The 26,031-nt window shown below is 69.8% G+C and carries 22 protein-coding genes; 9 read left to right on the top strand and 13 right to left on the bottom strand.

Features of this window, described 5'->3' with window-relative positions:
• The first annotated feature begins 13 nt into the window (after window positions 1-13).
• Window positions 14-1,126 (top strand): DNA polymerase III subunit delta, encoded by a 1,113-nt coding sequence (gene holA / locus BUE42_RS10675; RefSeq protein ID WP_073465085.1) that lies wholly within the window; start codon window positions 14-16, stop codon window positions 1,124-1,126.
• On the opposite strand, the gene BUE42_RS10670 is transcribed toward holA, so the two are convergent.
• The 7 genes from BUE42_RS10670 to BUE42_RS10640 all read right to left on the bottom strand — a co-directional run bounded on the left by BUE42_RS10670 (window position 1,123) and on the right by BUE42_RS10640 (window position 7,646).
• On the bottom strand, window positions 1,123-2,022 hold the full coding sequence (locus BUE42_RS10670; protein WP_073465084.1) for a 2-hydroxyacid dehydrogenase: 900 nt from the start codon (window positions 2,020-2,022) through the stop codon (window positions 1,123-1,125). The two genes, holA and BUE42_RS10670, sit on opposite strands and share 4 nt — an antisense overlap.
• On the bottom strand, window positions 2,019-2,501 hold the full coding sequence (locus BUE42_RS33720) for a CinA family protein (RefSeq protein ID WP_073465083.1): 483 nt from the start codon (window positions 2,499-2,501) through the stop codon (window positions 2,019-2,021). The genes BUE42_RS10670 and BUE42_RS33720 overlap by 4 nt, the downstream gene beginning before the upstream one ends.
• The gene (locus BUE42_RS33715; protein ID WP_235002247.1) at window positions 2,498-3,055 is read right to left on the bottom strand and encodes a phosphatidylglycerophosphatase A family protein; all 558 of its coding nucleotides are present in this window, start codon (window positions 3,053-3,055) and stop codon (window positions 2,498-2,500) included. The genes BUE42_RS33720 and BUE42_RS33715 overlap by 4 nt, the downstream gene beginning before the upstream one ends.
• Window positions 3,052-4,008: a thiamine-phosphate kinase gene (gene thiL, locus BUE42_RS10655; RefSeq protein WP_073465213.1), complete on the bottom strand. Its 957-nt coding sequence runs from the start codon at window positions 4,006-4,008 to the stop codon at window positions 3,052-3,054. Before thiL ends, BUE42_RS33715 begins: the two co-directional genes overlap by 4 nt.
• A 17-nt stretch (window positions 4,009-4,025) precedes the next feature.
• Window positions 4,026-4,877 carry an SPFH domain-containing protein gene (locus BUE42_RS10650; RefSeq protein ID WP_073465082.1) on the bottom strand — a complete coding sequence of 284 codons (852 nt, stop codon included), beginning with the start codon at window positions 4,875-4,877 and terminating at the stop codon, window positions 4,026-4,028.
• 22 nt (window positions 4,878-4,899) lie between these two features.
• Window positions 4,900-5,526 carry a response regulator transcription factor gene (locus tag BUE42_RS10645; protein WP_073465212.1) on the bottom strand — a complete coding sequence of 209 codons (627 nt, stop codon included), beginning with the start codon at window positions 5,524-5,526 and terminating at the stop codon, window positions 4,900-4,902.
• Window positions 5,527-5,603: 77 nt separating this feature from the next.
• Entirely contained in the window at window positions 5,604-7,646 is a 2,043-nt protein-coding gene (locus BUE42_RS10640; RefSeq protein ID WP_073465081.1) for a PAS domain S-box protein, read from the bottom strand.
• Between the two features lie 155 nt (window positions 7,647-7,801).
• On the opposite strand from BUE42_RS10640, the gene BUE42_RS10635 reads away from it, so the two are divergent.
• From BUE42_RS10635 to BUE42_RS10620, 4 genes are all read left to right on the top strand, one after another.
• Window positions 7,802-10,096, top strand: coding sequence for an NADP-dependent malic enzyme (locus tag BUE42_RS10635; protein ID WP_073465080.1), 2,295 nt, complete (start codon window positions 7,802-7,804; stop codon window positions 10,094-10,096).
• A gap of 374 nt (window positions 10,097-10,470) precedes the next feature.
• The gene (locus BUE42_RS10630; RefSeq protein WP_073465079.1) at window positions 10,471-10,830 is read left to right on the top strand and encodes a guanyl-specific ribonuclease; all 360 of its coding nucleotides are present in this window, start codon (window positions 10,471-10,473) and stop codon (window positions 10,828-10,830) included.
• Window positions 10,831-10,873: 43 nt separating this feature from the next.
• Window positions 10,874-11,269 carry a barstar family protein gene (locus tag BUE42_RS10625; protein ID WP_056813467.1) on the top strand — a complete coding sequence of 132 codons (396 nt, stop codon included), beginning with the start codon at window positions 10,874-10,876 and terminating at the stop codon, window positions 11,267-11,269.
• A gap of 266 nt (window positions 11,270-11,535) precedes the next feature.
• Window positions 11,536-12,129 (top strand): outer membrane beta-barrel protein, encoded by a 594-nt coding sequence (locus BUE42_RS10620; protein ID WP_159445400.1) that lies wholly within the window; start codon window positions 11,536-11,538, stop codon window positions 12,127-12,129.
• A 1-nt stretch (window position 12,130) separates the two neighbouring features.
• Here BUE42_RS10620 and rsmA read toward each other — a convergent pair whose 3' ends face one another.
• From rsmA to BUE42_RS10605, 3 genes are read right to left on the bottom strand one after another with little or no spacing between them, the layout of a single operon-like run.
• A complete protein-coding gene (gene rsmA / locus BUE42_RS10615) occupies window positions 12,131-12,895 on the bottom strand; it encodes a 16S rRNA (adenine(1518)-N(6)/adenine(1519)-N(6))-dimethyltransferase RsmA (RefSeq protein ID WP_073465076.1) in 765 nt (254 codons plus the stop codon).
• A gap of 19 nt (window positions 12,896-12,914) precedes the next feature.
• Window positions 12,915-14,270, bottom strand: coding sequence for a peptidylprolyl isomerase (locus tag BUE42_RS10610; RefSeq protein WP_073465075.1), 1,356 nt, complete (start codon window positions 14,268-14,270; stop codon window positions 12,915-12,917).
• Window positions 14,267-16,618, bottom strand: a complete 2,352-nt coding sequence (locus BUE42_RS10605) for an LPS-assembly protein LptD (RefSeq protein WP_235002246.1) — start codon at window positions 16,616-16,618, stop codon at window positions 14,267-14,269. Before BUE42_RS10605 ends, BUE42_RS10610 begins: the two co-directional genes overlap by 4 nt.
• Before the next feature lie 169 nt (window positions 16,619-16,787).
• Between BUE42_RS10605 and BUE42_RS10600 the strand changes: the two genes are divergently transcribed.
• Entirely contained in the window at window positions 16,788-17,858 is a 1,071-nt protein-coding gene (locus BUE42_RS10600) for an aminoglycoside phosphotransferase family protein (protein WP_083614055.1), read from the top strand.
• Here the strand turns inward: BUE42_RS10600 and BUE42_RS10595 are convergent, their stop codons facing one another.
• Window positions 17,859-18,809 (bottom strand): LysR family transcriptional regulator, encoded by a 951-nt coding sequence (locus tag BUE42_RS10595; protein WP_073465073.1) that lies wholly within the window; start codon window positions 18,807-18,809, stop codon window positions 17,859-17,861.
• A gap of 194 nt (window positions 18,810-19,003) precedes the next feature.
• Between BUE42_RS10595 and BUE42_RS10590 the strand changes: the two genes are divergently transcribed.
• From BUE42_RS10590 to BUE42_RS10580, 3 genes are all read left to right on the top strand, one after another.
• Window positions 19,004-19,438 carry a DUF4148 domain-containing protein gene (locus tag BUE42_RS10590; RefSeq protein WP_073465072.1) on the top strand — a complete coding sequence of 145 codons (435 nt, stop codon included), beginning with the start codon at window positions 19,004-19,006 and terminating at the stop codon, window positions 19,436-19,438.
• Between the two features lie 163 nt (window positions 19,439-19,601).
• On the top strand, window positions 19,602-21,536 hold the full coding sequence (locus BUE42_RS10585; RefSeq protein ID WP_083614054.1) for an ABC transporter ATP-binding protein: 1,935 nt from the start codon (window positions 19,602-19,604) through the stop codon (window positions 21,534-21,536).
• Between the two features lie 5 nt (window positions 21,537-21,541).
• Window positions 21,542-23,191 carry an NAD(P)/FAD-dependent oxidoreductase gene (locus BUE42_RS10580; RefSeq protein WP_073465071.1) on the top strand — a complete coding sequence of 550 codons (1,650 nt, stop codon included), beginning with the start codon at window positions 21,542-21,544 and terminating at the stop codon, window positions 23,189-23,191.
• On the opposite strand, the gene BUE42_RS10575 is transcribed toward BUE42_RS10580, so the two are convergent.
• Entirely contained in the window at window positions 23,181-24,500 is a 1,320-nt protein-coding gene (locus tag BUE42_RS10575; protein ID WP_073465070.1) for an amidohydrolase, read from the bottom strand. The two genes, BUE42_RS10580 and BUE42_RS10575, sit on opposite strands and share 11 nt — an antisense overlap.
• Window positions 24,501-24,522: 22 nt before the next feature.
• The gene (locus tag BUE42_RS10570; RefSeq protein WP_073465069.1) at window positions 24,523-25,998 is read right to left on the bottom strand and encodes a M20 family metallopeptidase; all 1,476 of its coding nucleotides are present in this window, start codon (window positions 25,996-25,998) and stop codon (window positions 24,523-24,525) included.
• Window positions 25,999-26,031 lie beyond the last annotated feature (33 nt).

Raw genomic sequence — 26,031 nt, 5'->3', positions numbered from 1 at the left:
CACTGTCCCGACGATGCAGCTGCGAGCTGAGCAACTCTCCACCCACCTGCGCCAGGGCCTGAAGCGGATCTACACGATCCATGGCGATGAGCCCCTGCTCGCGCAGGAGGCCGCCGACCTGATCCGCGCCGCCGCGCGGGCGGCCGGCCACTCCGAGCGCCAGGTGCACACCGTCGCCGGCGCGCACTTCGACTGGAGCAGCCTGCTCGGGGCTTCGCAGGCGCTGAGCCTGTTCGCCGACAAGCAGCTGATCGACATCCGCATCCCGTCCGGCAAGCCCGGCAAGGACGGCTCGCAGGCGCTGCAGCGCTACTGCGAAACGCTGTCGGATGACGTGGTCACGCTGGTGCAATGCCCCAAGCTCGACCGCACGCAGCAGACCAGCGCCTGGTTCGTCGCGCTCGACGCGGCCGGCGTCACGCTGCGGGTCGATCCGATCGAGCGCCGCGCGCTGCCGGCCTGGATCGCGCAGCGGCTCGCGGCCCAGGGCCAGCGCGTGCAGGACGGCGAGGCCGGGCAGCACACGCTGGCGTTCTTCGCCGACCGCGTCGAGGGCAACCTGCTGGCTGCGCACCAGGAGGTGCAGAAGCTCGGGCTGCTGTACCCGCAGGGCGAGCTGGGCTTCGAGCAGATCGAGTCGGCGGTGCTGAACGTCGCGCGCTACGACGTGTTCAAGCTCGGCGAGGCGGTGCTGGCGGGCCAGGTCGGGCGGGCGCTGCGCATGCTCGACGGGCTGGAGGCCGAGGGCGAGGCGGCGGTGCTGGTGCACTGGACGCTGGCCAACGACATCCTCGCGCTGCGCCGCGTGAAAGATGCGATGAATGCCGGCAAGCCGCTCGCGCTTGCGCTGCGCGATGCGCGCGTCTGGGGGACGAAGGAGCGGCTGTTCGAACGCGCGGCGCCGCTGCTGAGCGACGACGGGCTGTCGCAGCTGGTCGAGGCGGCGCAGGTCTGCGACGGCCTGGTCAAGGGGCTCAAGCACCCCGACTGGCCGTTCGAGCCCTGGCAGGGGCTGCGCCGGCTGGTGCTGATGGTGATCCAGCAGGTCACGCAGCAGGCGGCGCCGGCACCGGGCACGGTGCGCGGCGGGCCGGCCACGAAGGTGTCGCTGGTTCTGCGCGCCTAGTAGCCGCGGGTTCGGTCAACCAGGTGTTGCAGCGGCTTCCCGCTGCGCAGGGCCCGGATGTTCGCCGCCACCACCTGCGCCGCGCTGCGCGGATCGGTCTGGGCCGCCACATGCGGCAGCACGGTCACCTTCGGGTGCTGCCAGAACGGATGTTCCGCCGGAAGCGGTTCGGTCGCGAACACGTCGAGCACGGCATGCGCCAACTGGCCATCATCGAGCGCCGACAGCAGGTCCGCCTCGACCACCTGCGCGCCGCGCGCCAGGTTCACGAAGCTCGCGCCGCGGCGCATCTGCGCGAACCGTTCGCGGTCGAAGAAGCCGGTCGTCGTGGGCGTCAACGGCAGCAGGCTGATCACGATGTCGGCGTCGCCCAGCACCGCGTCGACCGGCCCGCTGCGGCTGCTCCAGCCGCTGACGACGAAGCCCTGCTGCGCCAGGCGCGCGGCCACCGCCTGCCCCATCTGCCCGAGTCCCAGCACCGCGACCTGGGTCTCGCCAGCACGCCGCTGGCCGTGCTGGCGCCACACGCCGGCCCGCTGCTGCCGCGCGTAGTCGAAGAAGCCGCGCTGCAGCGCGAGTGCCGCCCACAGCGCGGTTTCGGCCATTGCGGCATTCATCGCCGGATCGACCATGCGGGCGAGCGGCACGCCAGTCGGCAACGTCGGGTCGCGCAGCAGCTTGTCGACGCCGGCCCACAGCGATTGCACCAGCTTCAGCTGCGGCAGCCCCTGCAGTGCACCGACCGGCGGGTTGGCCACGATCGCGATGTCGACACCATCTCCATCGGGCCGATCGGCTCCGCGGCACAGCGTCTCGCCGGGCAGCGCCTGCTGCAAGGCCGGCAGCCACGCAGCCCACTCCGCCGCGTCGAAATCGGCGGCCAGCAGGATGCTCACGACGCCGCCTGCAGCAGCCGCATCAGCGCCTGCGACACCGTCTGCCCGCGCACCGCCGTGCGGTCGCCGGCGAACAGCAGCCGCTCGGCCTGGGTCGGCCCGTCACGCAGCGCCCAGGCCAGCCACACCGTGCCGACCGGCTTGCCCGGCACCGCGCCGCCCGGGCCGGCGATGCCGGTCACCGCGACCGCGAAGCGCGCCGGCGAGTGCCGCAGCGCGCCCTCGGCCATCGCGCGTGCCACCTCTTCGCTGACGGCGCCGTGCTGCGCAATCAAGGCGGCAGGCACGCCCAGCATCTGCGTCTTGGCCTCGTTGCTGTAGGTCACGAAGCCGCGTTCGAACCAGTCGCTCGAGCCGGCGACCGAGGTGCAGGCCGCGGCGATCAGCCCGCCGGTGCAGGACTCGGCCGTCGCGATCGAGCCGCCGCGCTGCCGCAGCACGCGGGCCAGCGCCAGCACGGCCGGTTCGAACTCGTTCACAGGAACCTCCACAGCGCGATCACCAGCAGCGCGCACAGCGCCGCCACGAAGTCGTCGAACAGGATGCCGAAACCCTGCGCCCAGCCGATCGGCTGGCCGCGGCGCAGCTTGAAGAGGCCGTCGGCCCAGGCGACCGGGCCGGGCTTCACCGCGTCGAAGAAGCGGAACAGGCCGAAGGCCACCGCCTGCGCGAGCAACCCGGCCGGTGTCACCAGCCACAGCACGGCCCAGAACGCGAGCACCTCGTCCCAGACGATGCTGCCCGGGTCGGCGATGCCCAGGTTGCGCGCCGTCACCGTGCAGGCCCACCAGCCGACCAGCGTGCCGACAGCCAGCACCAGCAGCCACTGCAGGTCGCCCAGGTGGGGTTGCATGATGACGAACGCGAGCCAGGCCCACAGCGTGCCGACCGTGCCCGGCGCGACCGGCGACAGCCCGCTGCCGAAGCCGAGCGCGATGACGTGCGCCGGGTGGCGGAACATGAAGCCGAGCGTGGCGCGCTGCGGGGCGGGGCGCAGCGGCTGAAGCAGGGGCGGCTCGGTGGGCGTCGTCATGATTTGAAGTGGTCGAAGGCCGCGAAGCGCTGGCCGACCGCCGCGCCATCGCCGTCCACCAGTCGCAGGCCGTGCGAGGCCGGCTCGATGCGGCCGATGCGCGTCACCGCGACGCCGGCGGCCTGTGCCGCTGCCAGCACGGCCGCGGCCTGCGCGGGCGGCGCGGTGAACACCAGCTCGTAGTCGTCGCCGCCGGCCAGCGTGCAGTTGCGCTGCAGCGCGAGCGGCTGCGCGGCCAGCACCGCGCTGCGCGGCAGGGCATCGGCCTGCAGCGTGGCGCCCGCGTTCGAGCGCTTCAGGATATGGCCGAGGTCGCCGAGCAGCCCATCGGAGACATCGATCGCGCTGGTCGCGATGCCGCGCAGCGCGATGCCGAGCGCGACGCGCGGCGTCGGCAGCTCCATCGCGGCGCGCACCCGCTCGAAGCCGTCGCCGGCCAACGCGATGCTGCCGCGGAACACCTCGAGCGCGAGCCGCGCATCGCCCAGCGTGCCGCTGACCCAGATCTCGTCGCCGTCGCGCGCGCCCGAGCGCAGCAGCGCCTGCCCGGGCGGCAGCTCGCCGAACACCGTGATGCACAGGTTCAGCGGGCCCTGCGTCGTGTCGCCGCCGACCAGCTCGCAGCCGTGCGCATCGGCCAGTGCCAGCAGGCCGCGCGAGAAGCCGTCGAGAAAGGCCTCGTCGATGCGCGGCAGCGCCAGCGCCAGCGTGAACGCGAGCGGCTGCGCGCCGCAGGCCGCCAGGTCGCTCAGGTTGACCGCCAACGCCTTGTGGCCGAGCCGCTCCGGCGCGACCGTCGACAGGAAGTGCCGGCCCTCGACCAGCATGTCGCTGGAGGTGGCGAGCTGCATGCCGGGCGTCAGGTTCAGCAGCGCGCAGTCGTCGCCGACGCCGAGCGCCGCGCGCCGCGCCGGCCGCGTGAACCAGCGCGCGATGAGGTCGAATTCGCCGATCACCGACATCGCCGCGCTCACTTGCCGATGCTGATGAGCGGCGCCGTCTGCATGTTCGCCGGGATCACGACGGTGGTCGTGCCGCCCTTCTCGGCGAACTTCTGCAGCGCCAGGTTCGACTCGTGCTGCAGGTACTCGCGCGTCAGGCTCTGGTTGATGATCTGGTTGGCGCGCGCGATGCCCTCGGCCTTCTTGACCTCGACCTGCGCCTCGGCCTCGGCGATCGCGATGCGCTGCTTGGTCGTCTCGAGCTGCTTCTGCGCTGCGACCGAATCCTGGATCGCTTTCTCGATCGCCGGGTCGGTGGTCAGCGAGCGGATCACGACGCGCGTGACCAGGAACACGCCCTTGTCGTTCGCGTCGAGCTCGCCCTGCAGCGATTTGCGCACCGCCAGCGCCAGCTCCTCGCGCTGCGTGTGCATCACCAGGCTGTCGATGTGCGAGGCCTGCTGGTAGATCGCGTTGCGCGCCAGGCGCTGCAGCAGCGCATAGGCCGGCAGGTAGACGCGGCTGCCTTCGTCGCGGGTGTGCTGGCCGGCGTACTTCACGTACAGGTCGGCGATCGAGCCGGGCATGACGCGGTAGTACACCGTCACGTCCAGGTCGCGCAGCGACAGGTTGTCGCGCGCCTTCGGCGTCAGGTCGTTCAGGTCGAGGCCGATCTCCTTGGCCGAGAACTCCTGCACCCGGCTGATGCCGGGCAGGCCCAGGTAGATGCCCGGCTCGACCTCTTCGGGGCTGACCTTGCCGAGCGTCGTGCGGATGCCGACGTTGCCCGACTCCACCGTGCCGCAGCTGCTGAAGCCCGCCACCACCACCAGCACGACCACCACCGCCACGACCGCGCGGATCAACCCCTGGATGCTCATCGTCGTCTCCCTCCTGCCGGCATTATGTTTCGCGCATCCGGTTGGCCAGCTCGACCGCGGACTTCACGTCCATCTTCTCGAACACCCGCGCCCGGTGCACCTCGACCGTGCGCACGCTGATGTTCAGCTCGTCGGCGATCAGCTTGTTGGGCCGGCCGTCGATCACGCGCTCCATCACCTCGCGCTCGCGCTCGGTCAGCTCGGCCAGGTGCTGCTCGAGCGTGACGCGGTCGCGCCGGCGCAGGATCGCCTGCGTGCTCTGCGCGAGTGCCTGCTCCACGCGGTCGACCAGCGCGTTGTCCGAGAACGGCTTCTCGACGAAATCGAACGCGCCGCGCTTGACGGCGGCCACCGCGGTCGGCACGTCGCCATGGCCGGTGAGAAAGATCACCGGCAGCGCCTGCAGCAGGCCGCGCTCGGCCAGCCGCTCGAACAGCGCCAGCCCGCTGGTGCCGGGCATGCGCACGTCCAGCACCAGGCAGCTCGGCGACGTCGGCCAGCCGGCGGAGGTGGCTGCGGCCAGGCGCGGCGCAAGCATGGTCTCGAAGGCCTCGGCGCTCGCGAAGCCTTCGGACAGCAGCCGGCGCGAGCGCAGCAGCCAGGCCAGCGCCTCGCGCACGATGTCTTCGTCGTCGACCAGGTAGACCATCGGCAGGCCGAGGTGGGCCGGCGTGGTCGCGCTGCCGCCGTGGGAGGGGCTGGGGTGGCTGTGGGGGGTACTGCTGGTCATGGGCTCGCGTTCTTGCTGTCGGCGGGCAGCGTGAACCTGAATTCTGCGCCGATCACGCGTTGCGCCGCATCGAGGCGGTTCTCGAACACCAGCAGGCCGCCGTGCTGCTCGATCACCGTGCGGCACAGGCTCAGCCCGAGCCCCATGCCCTCGGGCCGGGTCGTGAAGAAGGGCGTGAACAGCCGCGGTGCAACCTCGTCGGCCACGCCGGTGCCGCGGTCGACGATGCCGAACGCGACCCAGCGGGCGTCGACCGGGCGCACGCGGATGGTCAGCTCGCGCTCGGCGGCGGGCGTGTGGGACTCCATCGCCTGGATCGCGTTGCGCGTCAGGTTTAGCAGCACCTGCTCGAGCATCGTGCGGTCGCAGACCACGCGCGGCATCGGCTTCGGCAGGTCGAGCTCGATGCGCGTGCCGCTCTTGCGCGCCTGCAGCCGCACCAGCGGCAGCACCGCGTCGATCAGCAGGTCGGCGCGCACCGGCTCGCGCGCCTGTTCGCGCCGGCGCACGAAGTCGTGCACGCTCTTGATCACGCGGCCGGCGCGCTCGGCCTGCTCGGCGATGCGCTGCGAGGCCTGGCGCAGCAGCGGCAGCGTGTCGGCGCAGTCGCCGTCGGCATCGTTGATCAGGTTCAGCGAACCGGCGGCATAACTCGCGATCGCCGCCAGCGGCTGGTTCAGCTCGTGGCTCAGCAGCGAGGCCATCTCGCCGACGGTGGCCAGCCTTGCCGTCGCCTGCAGCCGCTCCTGCTGCTGGCGCGAGACCTCCTCGATCTTGCGCTGCGCGCTGACGTCGAGCGCCGCGCTCATCCAGCCGGTGTGGCGGCCGGCGCCGTCGACCAGCGGCGCCTCGAAGATCATCACCGCGAAACGCTCGCCGGTGCGCCGCATGAACACCGTCTCGTAGCCCTCGCGCGGCGGCACCGTGCCGGCCAGGCGCACCTGCTGGCGCTTGGTGTACTCCGAGGTCAGCTCCGGCGGCCAATAGGGTGGCGTGGTCTGCCCGACCAGTTCGGCCGCGCTGAAGCCCACCATCTCGCAGAACGCCGGGTTCACGTAGGTGATGCGGCCGTGCGGGTCGCGCGCGCGCAGCCCGGTGACTAGCGAATCCTCCATCGCCTTGCGGAAGCTCAGCGCCTCGGCGAGCGCCGACTCGGCACCGGCACGCTTGCGCACGTCGCGCGCCAGCAGCGCCACCACGCCGCCGAGCGCGAGCGACAGCCCGAGCACCAGCGCGGTGCTGAGGTTCGGGATCAGCTGCGGCCGGCCGGCGCTGCTGTCCACCCGCAGCTGCAAGCTCAGGCCCGGCAGGTCGACCAGCCGCTCGGCGATGAAGGCCCCCGCGCCGCGCGGCAGGCCCACGCGCGCGAGCCGCGTGCCGTCGCCCTCGATGAACGACAGCTCGTGCACCCGCTTCACCTCGCTGCCCACCGTTTCGTCCAGCAGCCGGCCGAGCGCGAAGGTGCCGGCCATGAAGCCGAGGTTCTGCCCGCTGCCGGCGATCGGGATGCAGACGTCCATCACCTCCAGGCCCAGCCCGCCGGGCAGCGGCACGAAGTAGCTGCGCGAGTACGACGGGCTGCCCTGGCGGCGTGCGGTGGTGCACGCGAGCTCGGTCTCGAGATCGATGTCGTCACGGCGGATCTGCGTGAAGGCCGAGCCGTGCAGCGGCGAGTCGACCGATTCGGTGATCTCCAGCTGCGCGTCGCGCCGCTCGATGCGCAGCAGCTCGCGGTGCGTGCGCAGCAGCGTGGCCGCATCCTGTTGCCAGAGCGGGATCGACGGGTTGTTCCACAGCAGCGCCTGCAGGCTCTGCAGGTCGCGGCCGAGCGCCTGCTTGATGTCGCCGGCCGCCGCGGTGGCGGTGGCGTCGACCTGCTCCTGCGCCCGGCTGCTCTCGTAGCCGAGCGTCAGCCACACCAGCAGCGACTGCGCGATCAGCAGCAGCGCTACCAGCGTCGCCCACGGCAGCGCGCGCCGCCAGCGTCGCGGCGGCAGGGACTCGGGGACGGAAGGGGGCGGGGGCAGCGGGGGAAGCATCACTCGGGCGCAGGGAAGACCCCTCAGTATTGCGAACGGCCGGGCCGCGCGGGTACGCAGTTTCGCGCATGGGGGCCGGCGCCGCGCTGCGCAACACTGCAAGCCGCGCCCCCTCCTACAATGCTTTCCCCTTCGAGGACCCACGAGATCACGCCATGGCCCAATCAGACAACAAGCATGCGGAACTGCGCCGAGCGGCGCTGGAGTACCACGAGTTCCCGGTGCCCGGCAAGATCGCCATCGCCGCGACCAAGCAACTGATCAACCAGCGTGACCTGGCCCTCGCGTACTCGCCCGGCGTGGCCGCGGCCTGCGAAGAGATCGTCGCCGACCCGGCCAACGCGTTCCGCTACACCGCGCGCGGCAACCTGGTGGCCGTCGTCACCAACGGCACCGCGGTACTGGGCCTGGGCGACATCGGGCCGCTGGCGTCGAAGCCGGTGATGGAAGGCAAGGCCGTGCTGTTCAAGAAGTTCGCCGGCATCGACGTGTTCGACATCGAACTCGCCGAACGCGACCTCGACAAGCTGGTCGACATCATCGCCGCGCTCGAGCCGACCTTCGGCGGCATCAACCTCGAAGACATCAAGGCCCCCGACTGCTTCTACGTCGAGCGCAAGCTGCGCGAGCGGATGCACATCCCGGTGTTCCACGACGACCAGCACGGCACCGCGATCACCGTCGGCGCGGCCGTGCTGAACGCGCTGAAGGTGGTCGGCAAGGACATCGACAAGGTCAAGCTGGTGACGTCCGGTGCCGGCGCCGCGGCGCTCGCCTGCCTCGGCCTGCTGCTGAAGCTGGGCATGCCGCGCGAGAACATCTGGGTCACCGACCTGGCCGGCGTCGTCTACGAAGGCCGCACCGAGCTGATGGACGAGGACAAGATCCAGTTCGCCCAGAAGACCTCGCACCGCAAGCTGGCGCAGGTGATGGACGGCGCCGACATCTTCCTCGGCCTGTCGGCCGGCGGCGTGCTGAAGAAGGAGATGGTCGCGACGATGGCGGCCAAGCCGATCATCCTGGCGCTGGCCAACCCGACGCCGGAGATCCTGCCCGAAGAGGTGAAGGAAGTGCGCGCCGACGCGATCATCGCGACGGGCCGCACCGACTACCCGAACCAGGTCAACAACGTCCTGTGCTTCCCGTACATCTTCCGCGGCGCGCTCGACAGCGGCGCGACCACCATCACGATCGAGATGGAGATCGCCGCGGTGCATGCGATCGCCGAGCTGGCCCAGGCCGAGCAGAGCGAGGTGGTGGCCGCGGCCTATGCCGGCGCGACGCTGAGTTTCGGCCCCGAGTACCTGATCCCGAAGCCGTTCGATCCGCGGCTGATGATGAAGATCGCGCCGGCGGTGGCGCAGGCCGCGGTCGATTCCGGCGTCGCGACGCGTCCGGTCAAGGACATGGACGCCTACCGCGAGAAGCTGCAGAGCTTCGTCTATGCCTCGGGCACGACGATGAAGCCGATCTTCACGCTCGCCAAGTGCGCCAAGCACAAGCGCGTGGCCTTCGCCGAAGGCGAAGAAGAGCGCGTGCTGCGCGCGGTGCAGGTGGTGGTCGACGAGAACCTCGCGCGCCCGACGCTGATCGGCCGGCCCGAGGTCATCGCCCAGCGCATCGAGAAGTTCGGCCTGCGCCTGAAGGCCGGCACCGACTATGACCTGGTCAACACCGAGCACGACGAGCGCTACCGCGACTACTGGCAGACCTACCACCGCATGATGGCGCGCAAGGGCGTCACCGCGCAGCTCGCCAAGATCGAGATGCGCCGACGCCTGACGCTGATCGGCGCGATGCTGCTGCACAAGGGCGAGGTCGACGGAATGCTGTGCGGCACCTGGGGCAACACCGCGATGCACCTGCAGTACATCGACCAGGTGATCGGCCTGCGCAAGGGCAGCAAGACCTACGCCTGCATGAACGGGCTGATCCTGCCGAACCGGCAGGTGATGCTGGTCGACACCCACGTCAACTACGACCCGACCGCCGAGCAACTGGCCGAGATCACCGTGATGGCGGCCGAGGAACTCAAGCGCTTCGGCCTGCGCCCGAAGGCGGCGCTGCTGTCGCACAGCAACTTCGGTTCGAGCAACCAGCCGTCGGCGGTGAAAATGCGCGATGCGCTGGCGCTGCTGCACGAGCAGGCGCCGTGGCTCGAGGTCGACGGCGAGATGCACGGCGACGCCGCGCTCGATGCCGCCTACCGCGCCGAGCTGATGCCGACGAGCACGCTGTCCGGCGAGGCCAACCTGCTGGTGCTGCCGAACATCGACGCTGCCAACATCAGCTACAACCTGCTGAAGACGGCTGCCGGCGGCGGCATCGCGATCGGCCCGGTGCTGCTGGGCGCGGCCAAGCCGGTGCACATCCTGACGCCGTCGGCCACGGTGCGGCGCATCGTCAACATGACCGCGCTGACGGTGGCCGACGCGAACGCGGCACGCTGATCGCAGCGGCGATCCGACAAAAACAGCCGATGGCCGCGCACCAAGCACAGCTTGGTGCGTGCGCCAGAAATGTCCAGGGGTCGCGCACGGGCATGTGACACCCCTGTCATCGACCCGATCATGCTGGTTTTGGCGCCATGCATCGTCTGGATGTGCCGACCCATATGGCCCCAGACGAATGCGAGCATTCACTGATTTTCAGTGCGCTCTGCCCCAAATTGAGGCAGCAGCTTGAGCTTTGCGAGTTGATTCGGTACCATCCTGGTTTCCGAATTCAGGGATAACCCGTGTCTCTCTCCGGTTTGCTGGCCGGTTTTGCAAGTCAGTTCGATGGCCGAGGCCGCCGGTGCCAGCACTGGGGCCGCACGGCAATCATGGTGGCTGTCATGGCGGCCAGCGTGGTGTCGGTGCCTGCAAAAGAAGCACCGCGCACAGCCGACGAGATGGTCACGGTGGCCCTCGCGACGCTGCCGGCCGAGGCCCAGGCGACAGAACGGCTGATCAGAACCGGAGGCCCGTTTCCGTATCCCAAGGATGGCAGTGTGTTCGGCAACCGCGAACGCCAGCTACCGGCACAGCGCCGCGGCTACTACCGCGAGTACACCGTGACGACCCCGGGGGCAAGGAACCGCGCTGCCAAGCGCATCGTCTGCGGTGGCTACCAGGTCACGACACCGCAGGCGTGTTACTACACCGACGACCACTACGCGAGTTTTCGCCGCATCGTGAAGTGAGGGTCAGTTGATGGATTCTTTTGAACCAAGGAGGAACGAGACCATGCTCTTGCAGACCGTCCGTCCAAACATCGTCCAGTCGATACGCGCCTACCGCGTCGAGGATTTGCAGGAAGCCGCGCAAGGCGTGGGCCAGCACTTCCTCTATGCGAACCTGACCAACGCCCAGTCCAAGCAGGACGTGCTGGACAGCATTGCCGAGTCCTTCCTGTTCCCGTCGCATTTCGGCAAGAACCTGGATGCGCTGTACGACTGCATGACCGACCTGGTGCACAAGTCGGGCACGCAACCCGGCTTCGTCGTGGTACTCGAGCAGCTGCCCGACAACCCGCGCTTCGACCGCGAGGCCCGCGAGCAACTGCTCGACGTCTTCCGCGATGCGGCTGATTTCTGGGCGGAACGAAAAATACCGTTCAGGTGCTTCTATTCTTTTCAGTAGCCCGCTCCCAGGAACAAGGGTCATGGGAGCGGGCGACGGAAACGGCCCAGATTGCAGAGAACAAGCCCGCCAAGCCGGCGGCCAAGAGCGCAGCCAACGCGAACTTCGGAATGAACATGCCGATGATGAGCAGCGCGTTCGACACCTCGATGTGGCTGAACGCAGCCTGATCGATCGAGCCTCTGTCAAGCCCGCTTCGGCGGGCTTTTTCTTGGGTGCGATGCGCAGGCACAATGCGCCGCACACAACGACAGGGAGGAAGAACCATGGCATTCGGACTTGGCGCGCGAGCGTGGCTGGCGGCGGTTTTGACGCTGGGCGCGGTCGCCGCGGCGGGCGCGCAGGAGCGCAACACGGCGGGTGAATCGCTTCCCGTCGACGTGTCGGCCTCCGGGTGGTACGTGTCGGGCGGCGTCGGCCTCAGCCGATACCGCGTGTCGAACGGGCAGGGCGGTCATGAGACCCTGACCGGACACGGTGGCAAGCTGATGCTGGGCTACCAGTTTCGCCGCTCGCTGCGGCTGGAGGCCGGCGCCGTGTCGCTCGGCTCCGACTGGCGAACCGGTCCGGCCATCGCGCTGGTCGGCGCGATCCACCTCGGCGACCACGTGGCGCTGCTCGGGCGTGTCGGCGCCTATTACCGGCGCACGGCCCGCAGCGAAGCGTTCCTCGGATTCGACACCCACGATCGGGACGAAAAAGGCACCGAGCCGACGCTGGGAATCGGCGTCGAGTGGTACCTGCAGCCCCGGTTGTCGGCGTTGCTGGAGGTCGAGTCCTACGAGTCGCAACTGAAGTACATCTTCGACGACACGCGCGGTGCCGACATGACCACGCTGTCGCTGCGCTATCGGTTCTGAACTAGGGCTGCTGCACCGCCCGCACCAGCGCCAGGTAGTCCGCGACCGGGACTTCCTCGGCGCGGCGCTGCACATCGAAGGTCCCCGCGAAGCCGCGCTCGTCGAGCCAGCGGCCCAGCGTGTGGCGCAGCAGCTTGCGCCGCTGCGAGAACGCCACCGTCACCAGTTCGCCCAGCAAGGCCTGCGGCACGCCGGCGGCAGCGGGCAGCGGCTGCATGCGCACCACCGCCGAATCGACCCGCGGCGGCGGATCGAAGGCTTCGGGCGGCACGTCGAGCACCGATTCGATGTCGTAGCGCCACTGCAGCATCACGGTCAGCCGGCCGTAGTCCTTGTTGCCGGGAGACGCGGCCATGCGGTCGACCACCTCCTTCTGCAGCATGAAGTGCTGGTCCTGCACCTGGTCGACGGCGTCGAGCAGGTGGAACAGGATGGGCGTCGAGATGTTGTAGGGCAGGTTGCCGACGACCCGCAGCTTCTGGCCGGCCTGCGCGGCCAGCGCGGGGAAATCGACCTTCAGCACGTCGGACTCGACCACCGTCAGCTCGCTGCGCTTGCGCAGCCGCGCTGCCAGGTCGCGGTCGAGCTCGATCACCGTGAGATGTTCACTGCGCGCGACCAGCGGGTTGGTCATCGCGCCGAGCCCCGGCCCGATCTCGACCAGCGCCTGGCCGGGCCGCGGGTCGATCGCATCGACGATGGCGCCGATCACCGCGCCATCGGACAGGAAATGCTGCCCGAAGCGCTTGCGGGGGATGTGCTTCATCGGGCCGGCGCGGCCAGGCTCACTGCGGCGCCTCGCGCATCTCGATGTAAGCCCGCGCGCGCAGGTCGCGCGCCCAGGCGGTGTAGGCCTCTTCGAACTTCTGCTCGCGCAGGATGTTGCGGGCCTGCTCGCGCTGCTGGCGCAGGTCGAGCGACATCTTGCGCCGCTCGATCACCTGGATCAGGTGCACGCCGAAGCGCGAGACCACCGGCTCCGACAGCCCGTTGATCGGCAAGGCGTTCATCGCCTCCTCGAACTCCGGCACGAAGCCGCCCGGCGACACCCAGCCGAGGTCGCCGCCTTGCGCCGCGCTGCCGTCCTCGGAGTTGTCGCGTGCCAGCTGGTCGAAGTTGCGCGAACCGCTCTGGATCTGCCGCTTCATCTCCTGCAGCCGCCGCACTGCCGCTTCTTGCGAGAGCTGCGGTGACGGGCGCAGCAGGATGTGGCGGGCGCGCGTCTGCGTCACCGAGAAGGCGCCGCCCTCGCGCTTGTCGATCAGCTTCATCACGTGGAAGCCGGCACCGGAGCGCAACAGCGTCGGCGCCACCTCGCCCGGCTTCAGGCCACGCACGGCCTCGACGAAGATGTCGGGCAACCGGTCGGCCGGGCGCATGCCGATCTCGCCGCCGCGCGCCTTGTTGCCATCTTCGGACACCTCGCGGGCGACCACCTCGAACGGGCTGCTGCTGCGCACGCGGTTCAGTGCCGCCTCGGCCTTGGTGCGGCGCTCGGCGATCAGGGTCTCGCTCGCGTTCTCGGGCACCGTGACCAGGATCTGCGCGATGTTGTATTCGGTCGCGCTGCCGGCCGCGGCGCGCTGCTTGTCGAGCACCGCGTCGACCTCGGCGTCGGTGATCGTGATGCGTGCCTGCACCTCGCGCTCGCGCACCCGCTCGACCTGCAGCTGGTCGCGCACGTTGTTGCGGAAGCGCACGTAGTCGATGCCTTCTTTCTTCAGCCGCTCGCGCAGCTGGGCCGGCGTCAGCTGGTTCTGCGCGGCGACGTTGGCCACCGCGCGTTCGAGCTCGACGTCGTCGACGCGCTGGCCGACGTCGCGGGCATTGGTGATCTGCACGCGTTCGTCGATCAGTGCGTCGACCACCTGGTGGCGCAGTTCATCGTCGGGCGGCAACTTGGACTTGCTGCGTTGCGCCTCTTCGCGCAGCCGGTCGATGCGTTGCTGCACCTCGCCGGCGGTGACCAGCTCCTGGTTGACGATCGCGACGATGTAGTCGGCGGTCTGCGTGCGCGAGCGCGAGGCGGTAGCAGCGGGCGCGGTGGGCGCTGTGGTCTGGGCCTGCACGGCCGACGTCGCGACGGTCGCGGACAGCAGCGACATCAGCGCGCGGGAAGCAAGGCGTTGGAATGCAATCATGGTGTCGTGGGGCTCGCAGCGGGCGCGGCAGAATCGTCGCGCAGCAGGCGGTAACCGGGGATATTGTCCTTCAAGACCTTCAGCGGGTTGGTGCCGAGGCGCGACAGGCCGATCAGCTCCAGCTCGAAGCCGAGCTGGGTGGTCGCTTCCTGGTCGCTGGTCGACGAGCGCTTCGCGATCACGCGGCCGATCCAGCAGCCGGCGTCGTACTCGAAGCCGACCACCGAATCGATGAGCCGCCGTTCGGTCACGTTGTAGCTCATGCGTCCCACCGAGTACCAAGCTCCGATGCAGCGGCCACCGCGATCGCTGCTCTGGCCGGGCCGACCGTACAGCGGCCACTGCCAGCCCACCTCGAACTGCTCGCTCACGCTCGGCTTGCCTGGGGGAGCGCTGTCGATGCGATTGAAGCGGTAGTTGGTGTTGATGGTGCGGTACGGGCCGGGTGAATAGCGCACGCCGACGATCGAACGCACGGTCTTGCGCTGCTCGGGGCTGTACTGCATCGCGGTGTCGAAGCGCCAGTGCTTCAGCAGGCCCGACGACCCGGTCAGCAGCAGGTCGGACACGCTCTGCGAGATCGGATCCCCGGTGGGTGTGATGCGCTGGTCCTCGAACAGGTAGCGCTGCGCCAGCCCCAGGCGCAGCAGCTCGGAGCCGTCGCCCGAGTCGATCATGCGGGTGGTGACGCCGGCGGTCAGCTGGTGCGCGTCAGACACCCGGTCGACACCCGAGAAGCTGTTCTCGGTGTAGATCGAATCGAAGTTGAAGTCCTTCTCGGCCGAATCGAAGTTCGGCAGGCCGTTCTGCTCGCGGTACGGCGTCTTCGTATAGAAGAGGCGCGGCTCCATGGTCTGGCGCGCCGGGCGGCCGAACAGCTGCGTGTCGCGCTCGAGCACCCAGGCGCTGTCAAGGCTGAAGGTCGGGACCACGCGGTGGAAGCGGTCGCGGCCATCGGCCATCGGCGCATCGAGCCGGTAGCTGGCGGCATTCACCAGCACCTTCGGCGTCAGCGTCCAGCCGGGCGTGCCGAACGGCCAGGCGAGCGAGCCCAGCAGATGCAACCGCGAGCCGAGCGGCCGTGGGTTTGACGCCGTATCGCCGGGCGAGATGCCGACCAGGTGGCCTTCCGGGTTGACGAAGCGGTTCGCCTCGGCCTCCATGCCGAACTCGAGCCCGCCGACCAGCGGCTGCCAGGTGCGCACCCCGACCTGCGGCAGCCGGTCGTAGGGCGTCGCCAGCGGGCTGTCGACATCCTGCAGCACCTGCCAGCGCTGGACGCGCGCATAGGTCGTCCAGAGCCCGAAATCGCTGGCCACCCGGGCATCGCCGAGCAGCAGGCGAGGCGTCAGGCTGTTGATGCCGCGCGGCAGGTCTTTCCAGTAGTCGTCGTCGCTCACGCGCATGACGTTGGTGCTGTAGCGCGTGTTGCCGAGCAGCACGCCTTCCTGCTCGAGGTTGAACGCGCTGCGGGTGATGCCGGCCTGGCGGTCGTTGGGCAGCAGGTTCAGGTCGACGCGGCCTGTGTGGCCCGGCTCGAGGTAGCGGAACTCGGTGTCGAGCGCCGCGCCGCGCTTGGAGATGATGGCCGGCGTCAGCGTCGCGTCGCGGTTCGGCGCGATGTTCCAGTAGTACGGAACGGCCACCTGCAGGCCGCTCTTGTTGTCGATGTCGATGCTCGGCGGCAGCCAGCCCGACTTGCGGTCGTCGCTCAGCGGAAAGCTCAGCACCGGCGCCGCAAGGATCGGCACGCCGTAGAAGCGCAGTACCGCGCCCTGCGCGATGCCTTCGTTGTTCGCGAAGTCGAGCTTCACGCGGTCGGTCGACAGGACCCACGCCGGCGTGCTGCCCTCGGCGTCATCGACGCGGCAGCTGGTGTACGTGGCACCGGTGGCGACGATCAGCTGCTCGCCGAAGAAGTCGAGCCGCTCGGCGCTGCCGCCGGCCTGGGTGCGCGAGAAGAAATAGGTCGGCCGCAGGAAGAAGCCTTCGAAGCGCTCGACCTTCAGCTGCAGCTCGGGGCCGGTGTAGACGTTGCCGTCACGGCTGACGCGCACCTTGCCGGTGGCATGGGCCAGGTCGCTGACCTGCTCGTAGGTCATGCGGTCGGCGCTGATCTGCATCGGGCCGCGCTGGAAGCGGGCGTTGCCTTCGGCGATGACGTCCTGGTCGGGGCGGGCGCGGACCTCGTCGGCCTCGAGCACCATCGCGTTGGCAGAGGCCGACGCGGCGGACGCGGCCGCAGCCGGCGCGACCGCGGATGCCGCAGAAGCCGCCGATGCGGGAGCATCAGGCGGCACGACCGCCTGCGCCCAGCCGGTCGACAGCCAGCCCGCGGCCGAAGCCACGAGGCTCAGGCGGATCGCGCAGACGGAGAGTCGAAGAGGGAACGGCGGCAGCAAGGGAGCGAGGGCATCAAGGGCGGAGGGACGGCTCGGTGCCGCGGCACCGGCACGATGCCAGGCGGCGCGCCCAGGGCGATTTGTAGAATCGATTATCCACGAGCAGTATCCCCACATGCCCCTGACCCCTGATCCGACGACCTCCGAGTCGACCGTGCCCCCGCTGGCCTGGCCTGACGACAGCCGCCGCGTCGCCTTCGAAAGCTGGCTGCGGCAATTGGCGGGCCGGGGCATCCACGCGAGCGGCGCGCGCCCGGCCAGCAACGACGCCAGCTTCCGCCGCTACCTGCGGGTCGACACCGAGGCCGGCACGCGCATCGTGATGGATGCGCCGCCCGAGAAGGAGGACTGCCGCCCGTTCGTGAAGGTCGCCGCGCTGCTGCGTGCCGCCGGCCTGAACGCGCCGGAGGTGCTCGACTGGCATGCCGACGACGGCTTCATGCTGCTGTCCGACCTGGGCGACCGGACCTATCTGTCGCAGCTCGACGACCGCAGCGCGCCGGCGCTGTATGCCGATGCGAGCCAGGCGCTGGTGCGCCTGCAGGGCATCGAGGCGGCGTCGCAGCTGCCGGCCTACGACCGCACGTTGCTGATGCGCGAGATGCAGCTGTTCCCCGACTGGTACGTGAAGCATGCCGGCCAGGTGCTGTCGGCGGACGAGCAGACCCAGTGGGCCGCTTGCGTCGAGCGCATCGTGCAGAACAACCTGGCCCAGCCGATGGTGCTGGTGCACCGCGACTACCACTCGCGCAACCTGATGGTCTGCCCCGCCGCGGGCGCGGCCACCAACCCGGGCATCCTCGATTTCCAGGACGCCGTCTGGGGCCCGATCACCTACGACCTGGCCAGCCTGCTGCGCGACGCCTACGTCGAGCTCCAGGAAGACGTGCAGATCGACCTCGCGGTGCGCTACTGGGAGCGGGCGCGCAAGGCCGGCCTGCCGGTGCACGACGACTTCGGCGAGTTCTGGCGCGATTTCGAATGGATGGGCCTGCAGCGCCACCTGAAGGTGCTGGGCATCTTCGCGCGGCTGTACCACCGCGACGGCAAGGACGGCTACCTGCAGAACCTGCCGCTGGTGTGGCGCTATGCGCACCGCACCGCCAGCCGCTACAACGGGCTGGGCGCGCTGGCGCGGCTGCTGGAGCGCCTGGTCGGCGAGACGCGCGAGGACGTGTTCAGGTAGTCAGCGCGTTTCGCAGCCCGCCGCCGCCAGCCACGGGTCGGTCTCGCCGCCGCCGAAGGTCTCGAGCAGGAAATCGATGAACGCCCGCGTGCGTGCCGGCACGTGCTTGCGCGTGGGCATCGCGGCATACAGCGTCGTGGTCAGCAGGTGCCAGCGCGGCAGCACGCGTTCGAGCGCGTGCTCCATCAGCGCGTCCTCGACGACGAACGACGGCAGCCCGGCGATTCCCATGCCGGCCAGCGCCGCGGCGTACATCGTGTCGATGTGCGTCGTGCCGAGCGCGGGGCGCCCCGGTGTCAGCGTGTAGGTCTCGCCGGACGGCTCGTCATCGCCCCAGACGCCTTCGTGGAAGGTCAGCTCGCGCAGGAAGGTCGGCACCATCGCCTCGTGCCCGGCCAGCTCCGACGGGTGCACCGGTCGGCCACGGCGGTTCAGGTAGTCGGGCGACGCGCAGGTGATGACCTCGGAACGAGCGAGGCGCCGCGCGACGAAATCGCCATCGAGCGGGCGGTCGCCGACCGACAGGATGCTCACGTCGAAGTTCTCGTCGACCGCCTCCACCGGGCCGGGGCACGACAGCTCGATCGTGACCTTCGGGAACAGCGCGCGGAACTTGGGCAGGTGCTTGGCGATCTGGTGCACCGCGAAGGCCGGCGGCGCCAATACGCGCAGATGGCCGCGCGGCTCGGAGGTGGCGGCGCTCGCGAGCGCCTCGGCTTCTTCGACCTCGGTCAGGATCTGCTGCACGCGTTCGAGGTAGAGCTCGCCGGTGTCGGTGAGCGCGAGGCGGCGCGTCGTGCGGTTGATCAGCCTGGCGCCCAGGTGCTCTTCGAGGTCGGCGACGAGCCGCGTCACGACCGCGGGAGACAGGTTCAGCCGGCGTGCCGCCGACGCGAAGCTGCCCTCTTCAATCACCCGGGAAAACACCCGCATCGAATGCAGCCGATCCATTCTTTCACCCTCATTGTTTCTTTTTTGACAATGCGGCATTGAAGCACGTGCTGTTTATTGATTCAAGCGCAATGTCTACAGTTCACCCCATCGATGAGGCCAACGCAACAAGTGACTCACCGAGGCTGGACAAGACGGCTCTAACCCCTGAAGCCGCCCTGCCTGGAAACGTCAACCTTCTGAAGGAATTCATCATGACCACCAAGAACTTCGCCGCCCTTGCCACCGTCGCCCTGGCCCTGGCTGGCGCCTCCGTCACCGCGTTCGCTGCCGACACCGGCCTGACCCGCGAGCAAGTGCGTGCCGAACTGGCCCGTGCCCGTGCCAGCGGCGAGCTGCTGCCGAACTCGGAAAGCTACGGCTACAACAACGCATCGATCACGCTGCCGAAGGCCGCGGTGGCCGCGACCGCCGACAGCGGCAAGAGCCGCGAGCAAGTGCGCGCCGAACTGGCCCGTGCCCGTGTCGACGGCACGCTGGTCCCGAACTCGGAAAGCTACGGCTACGCCACCCCGGTGGTCGCCGGTGCCGCCAGCCGCACCCGTGCCGAAGTCCGCGCCGAAGCCATCGAAGCGGCCAAGACGCACAAGAGCGACGCCAGCTACGGCGCCCTGTCGACCGGCTACTGATCGCTGACGCGCCGGCCGGGCGCTTCGGTTGAGGGACACCGCAGAAGCTGCCTCCGGGCGGCTTCTGTCGTTGTGGCGTGAGTTCCGCGCGAGAATGGCGCATCCCCCAACCTCCGATGCGGCGCACGCCACAAGCCTGCGCCGCCTTGCCATTGGCGCCGCCATGTCAGCCTTCTTCCTGAAACGCATCCGCCCGACCGCCCTGCCCCAGGGCGAGCCGCCGGCCGGCCTGCTGGCCTTCTACTGGCACTTCATCCGGCAGACGCGCCCGCTGTACGCCGCGATGTTCGTCACCGGCCTGGCGGTCGCGCTGATCGACACGCTGGTGCCGGTCTTCATCGGCCGGCTGGTCACGCTGATGGAGGCGCCCGACCGCGCCGCCGCGTTCAGCGCCGCGACACCGATGCTGCTCGGCATGGCCGCGCTGGTGCTGATCGGCCGGCCGCTCGCGATGATCCTCGACGCCACGGTGCGCAACATCGCGGTGATCCCCGGCGTCACCAGCCTGATCCGCTGGCAGAGCCACTGGCACGTGGTGCGCCAGAGCTGGCCGTTCTTCCAGAACGATTTCGCCGGCCGCATCGCCAACCGCGTGATGCAGACCAGCAATGCGCTGCGCGAGAGCGTCGTCAGCTCGATCCGGGCCATCTGGTACATCATCATCTACGGCCTCACGTCGCTCGCGCTGATGGCCAGCGCCGACTGGCGCCTCGCGCTGCCCACCGTGTTCTGGTTCGCCGGCTATGTGATCTTCCTGCGCCATTTCGTGCCGCGCATGCGCGACCTGGCGCGTGCCAGCTCCGAACTGCGCTCGGCCGTGATGGGCCGCGTGGTCGACAGCTACACCAACATCCTGACCGTCAAGCTGTTCGCCCGCGCGCGCGACGAAGACGCCTACGTGCGCGAGACGCTCGACGAGCACACCCTCGCGATCGCCGCGCACATGCGGCTGACCACGCAGTTCATGGCGACGCTGTCGACGATGAACGCGCTGTTCCTGGTCAGCACCGCGACGATCGGCGTGCTGCTGTGGGCGCACGGCCAGATCCCCGCCGGCCTGGTGGCGACCGCGCTGCCGCTGGCCTGGCAGATCGCGAGCGTCGCCGGCTGGGTCAGCTGGGAGGTGACCGGCATCTTCGAGAACGTCGGCGTGGTGCAGGAGGGCATGGAGACGATCGCGGTGCCGCACACGCTGGTCGACCGGCCCGATGCGCGCGAGCTGGCGGTGCCGCGCGGCGAGATCCGCTTCGAGCACCTGACCTTCACCTACGGGCGCAGCGACGGCAAGCGCGTGCTCGACGACCTGAACCTGGTCGTGAAGCCGGGCGAGCGGGTCGGGCTGGTCGGCCGCTCGGGCGCCGGCAAGTCGACGCTGGTGAACCTGCTGCTGCGCTTCCACGAGGTGGAGCAGGGCAGCATCCGCATCGACGGACAGGACATCGCCGGTGTCACGCAGGAGAGCCTGCGCGGCGCGATCGGCCTGGTGACGCAGGACACCTCGCTGCTGCACCGCTCGATCGCGGCCAACATCGGCTATGGCCGCCCGGGTGCCACGGCGGCCGAGGTCGAGGCGGCGGCCCGCAAGGCGCAGGCGCATGCCTTCATCCAGGAGCTGCAGGACTGGAAGGGCCGCACCGGCTACGAGGCGCACGTCGGCGAGCGCGGCGTGAAGCTCTCCGGCGGCCAGCGCCAGCGCATCGCGATCGCGCGCGTGGTGCTGAAGGACGCGCCGATCCTGGTGCTGGACGAGGCCACGTCGGCGCTCGACAGCGAGGTCGAACTCGCGATCCAGGACCAGTTGCTGAACCTGATGGAAGGCAAGACGGTGATCGCGATCGCGCACCGGCTGTCGACGATCGCCCGCATGGACCGGCTGATCGTGCTCGAGCAGGGCCGCATCGTCGAGCAGGGCACGCACGACGAACTGCTGCAGCTCGACGGCCACTACGCGATGCTGTGGAAGCACCAGTCGGGCGGCTTCCTGCCGTACGACCAACCCCTGCCGGCCGACCCGGGCGCGGACGACGAGGCCGTGATCGACGACGCACCCGTCGACGAGCTGCGTTCGGCCCAGCAGCCCGAGCCCGCGGGACAATAGCGCCCATGCTCCGAATCACCGAACTGCGCCTGCCGCTCGACCACGCCGAAGGCGCGCTGCGCCCGGCCGTGCTGCAGCGCCTGGGCCTGGCCGACGCCGCGCTGAAAGCCTTCACCGTCTTCAAGCGCAGCTACGACGCGCGCAAGAAGGCGGCCATCGTGCTGATCTACACGATCGACTGCGAGCTCGCGGACCCGGCCGATGAAACCGCGCTGCTGCAGCGCTTCTCGGCCGACCCGCACGTCAAGCCGTCGCCCGACACCCGCTACCGCTTCGTCGGCCACGCGCCGGCCGATTTCCAATCGTCGGGCCGGCCGCGCCCGCTGGTCGTCGGCTTCGGGCCCTGCGGGCTGTTCGCCGCGCTGATCCTCGCGCAGATGGGCCTGCGGCCGATCGTGCTGGAGCGCGGCAAGGAGGTGCGCCAGCGCACCCAGGACACCTGGGGCCTGTGGCGCAAGAAGATCCTGAACCCGGAGTCGAACGTGCAGTTCGGCGAGGGCGGCGCCGGCACCTTCTCCGACGGCAAGCTGTGGAGCCAGATCAGCGACCCGCGCCACCTGACGCGCAAGGTGCTGGCCGAGTTCGTCAAGGCCGGCGCGCCGGAAGAGATCCTGTTCGTCAGCAAGCCGCACATCGGCACCTTCCGGCTCGTCAGCATGATCGAGAAGATGCGGGCCGACATCGAGGCGCTGGGCGGCGAGATCCGCTTCGAACAGCGCGTGACCGACGTGCTGATCGAAGGCAACCACATTCGCGGCGTGACACTCGCGTCCGGCGAGCAACTGCGTGCCGACCACGTCGTGCTCGCGCTCGGCCACAGCGCGCGCGACACCTTCGCGATGCTGCACGAGCGCGGCGTTCACATGGAAGCCAAACCGTTCTCGGTGGGCTTCCGCATCGAGCACCCGCAGTCGATCATCGACAGGGCGCGCTTCGGCCCGAACGCCGGCAACACGATCCTCGGCGCCGCCGACTACAAGCTGGTGCACCACGCGGCGAACGGTCGCTCGGTCTACAGCTTCTGCATGTGCCCCGGCGGCACGGTGGTCGCCGCGACCTCCGAGCTCGGCCGCGTCGTCACCAACGGCATGAGCCAGTACTCGCGCAACGAGCGCAACGCGAACGCCGGCATCGTGGTCGGCATCACGCCGCAGGACTACGCGCAGGACCCGAACGCCCCGGGGCCGGTCTCGCCGCTGGATGGCATCGAGTTCCAGCGGCGCATCGAGTCGCGGGCCTTCGAACTCGGTGGTGGCAACTATGAAGCGCCCGGCCAACTGGTCGGCGATTTCGTGAAGGGCCAGCGTTCGCGAGAGCTCGGCAACGTGCAGCCGTCGTACAAGCCGGGCGTGCTGCTCGGCGACCTGCACCCCAGCCTGCCCGACTACGCGATCGAGGCGATCCGCGAGGCGCTGCCGGCGTTCGAGCGGCAGATCAAGGGCTTCTCGATGCCGGATGCGGTGCTGACGGGCGTCGAGACGCGCACCTCGTCGCCGCTGCGCATCACGCGCGGCAAGGATTTCCAGAGCCTGAACGTGAAGGGCCTGTACCCGGCCGGCGAGGGCGCGGGCTATGCCGGCGGGATCATGTCGGCCGGCGTCGACGGGATCGAGGTCGCCGAGGCGCTCGGCGCGTCGCTCCTGTCTACGGGCTGACCAGGTAGTCCAGCGCCAGCGTCGCGAGCGCCTTCACGCCCAGCCGCATCGCCCCTTCGTCGAAATCGAAATCCGGCGCGTGGTTCGGCGGCGCGCTCTGCGGCGTCTTGCCGGGCGGCGTCGCGCCCAGGATGAAGAACAGCCCCGGCACCTGCTTCTGGTACTCCGAGAAATCTTCCGACGCGCTGATCTTCGGCAGCTCGACGACCTTGTCGCCGCTCGCGCGCTGCAGCGACGGCATCATCCGCGCCAGCAGCTCGCGCGGGTTGTCGGTGACGGCATAGGTGGCCGGCCCGAAACTGACGCTCGCCTGCGCCCCGCTGGCCGCGGCGATCGATTCGGCGGTCGTCACGATGCGGCGCTTCGCGTCTTCGCGCATGTCCTCGTCGAAGCTGCGCAGCGTGCCGCGCATCTCGACGCTGTCGGGCAGCACGTTCTCGCGGTTGCCGCCGTGGATCGACGAGATGCTCAGCACCGCCGGCTCGTGGCTGATGTTGAGCTGGCGGCTCACGATGGTCTGCAGCCCGGTGACGATCTGCGCCGCGACGACGATGGGATCGACCCCCGCCCACGGCGCGCCGCCGTGCGTGCCGCGGCCCCGCACCGTGATGCGCAGCGAATCGGCGCCGGCCAGCATCGGACCGCCGCGCACGCCGAGCATGCCCGAGGCCAGGTTCGGCGAGAGGTGCAGGCCGAACACCGCATCGACCTTCGGATGCTCGAGCACGCCTTCCTCGACCATCGCGCGCGCGCCCCAGCTTTCGGCGGCAGTCGACGGCAGATCGGCGAGGCCCTCTTCGGCCGGCTGGAAGATGAACTTCACCGTGCCCGGGACCTGCGCGCGCAGCCCGGCCAGCAGCTCGGCCACGCCCATCAGCATCGCGGTGTGGCCGTCGTGCCCGCAGGCGTGCATCACCGGCGTCTGCACGCCCTGGTAGCGGCCGGTCTGTTGCGACGCGAACGGCAGGTTGGTCGCCTCGGTCACCGGCAGCGCGTCCATGTCGGCGCGCAGCGCCACCACCTTGGAGCCCGGCAGCCCGCCGCGCAGCAGGCCGACCACGCCGAGGCCGCCGACGCCGGTCTTCACCTCCAGGCCGAGCCGGCGCAGGTGCTCGGCCACCAGCGCGGCCGTGCGCAGCTCCTGGCCCGACAACTCGGGGTGGGCGTGCAGGTCGCGCCGCCACGCGATGACCCGCGGGGCGATCGGTGCAAGGCGCGCGTCGAGCGCTGCGAGGTCGGTGCCTTGAGGCTGCGCGGCGGCGCCGGCGCAGCACACCGCCCAGCACGCGGCAAACAACCAGGCCGCCATGCGGGCGTTGGCGCTCACCGGGTCAAGGACAAGCAGCCATCACCTGCGCCACCGCCGCCGTCAGCTTCTTCCCATACGGCACATGCAGGAACTCGTTCGGCCCGTGCGCGTTGCTCTTCGGGCCGAGCACGCCGCAGACCATCATCTGGGCCTTCGGGAAGCCCTTCTGCAGCAGGCTCATCAGCGGGATCGTGCCGCCCTGGCCGACGTAGCCGCACGGTGCGCCGAACTGCGCCTGCGATGCGCCGTTGAGCGCATCTTCCAGCCACGGCGCGAGGCTCGGCGCGTTCCAGCCGCTCGCGCCATGCGCGCCGGCGCGGCCGTCGGCCGCGAAGGTCACGCGGGCGTTGTACGGCGCGTTGTCCTCGAGCAGCGTCTTCAGGCGCTCCGCCGCCTCGTTGCCGTCGATCAGCGGCGGCAGGCGCAGGCTCAGCTTGAACGCGGTGTACGGCCGCAGCACGTTGCCGGCGTTCTTCAGCTCGGGGAAACCGTCGGCGCCGGTGACGCTCAGCGTCGGGCGCCAGGTGCGGTTCAACAGCGCCTCGGTCGGGTCGGTGGTGGTCGGCAGCGTCGGGCCGCCGTCGGCGCCGCAGGCCCACGGGAAGCGTTTCCAGACCTCGTCGCCGAGGATCTGCGCCGTGGTGCGGGCCTGCGCGAGGCGGTCGCCGGGCACCTCGCAGTGAAAGCTCTCCGGCAGCAACCGGCCGGTCTTGCTGTCCTCGAGCCGGTCCAGCACCTGGCGCAGGATGCGGAAGCTCGACGGCACCAGGCCGCTCGAATCGCCGGAGTGGATGCCCTCGGTCAGGATCTCGACCTTCAGCACGCCGCTGACCATGCCGCGCAGGCTGGTCGTGAGCCACAGCTGGTCGTAGTTGCCGGCGCCGCTGTCGAGGCAGACGACCAGGCTCACGTTGCCCAGCCGCTCGCGCAGCACGTCGAGGTAGGCCGGCAGGTCGAACGAGCCGCTTTCCTCGCAGGCCTCGATGATGCCGACGCAGCGCGGGCGCGGAATGCCCTGCCGGTCGAGCGCCATGATCGCGGTCAGCGATGCGTAGACCGCGTAGCCGTCGTCGGCACCGCCGCGGCCGTACAGCAGGCCGTTCTCGTACTTCGGCGTCCAGGGCCCCAGGTCGTTGCGCCAGCCGTTGAATTCGGGTTGCTTGTCGAGGTGGCCGTACAGGCAGATGGTGTCGGTGCTGCCAGCCTTCGTGGCCGGCACCTCGAAGAAGATCACCGGCGTGCGGCCTTCGAGCCGCACCACTTCCAGCTTCAGCCCTGCCACCTTGCGGCCCTCGACCCAGCTCGCGGCGTCGCGGATCACCCGCTCGATGTGGCCGTTCTTCTGCCAGTCGGCATCGAACATCGGGCTTTTCGCGGGGATCGCGATGTAATCGGTCAGCGCCGGAACGATCTCTTCATCCCAGGTGCGGTTCGCAAACTCGGCGATGGCGGTGGCTTCGTCGGGTTGCAGCGGAAGGTTGGGGTCGCGAGCGTTCATGCCGGTTCTCCTGGTGCGAGGTCCCTTGTGGGG

Source organism: Rhizobacter sp. OV335 (assembly GCF_900142965.1).
Lineage (GTDB): Bacteria > Pseudomonadota > Gammaproteobacteria > Burkholderiales > Burkholderiaceae_C > Rhizobacter.
The sequence above is the reverse complement of the archived record's forward strand: the minus strand, read 5'-3'. Positions and strand labels throughout refer to the sequence as shown.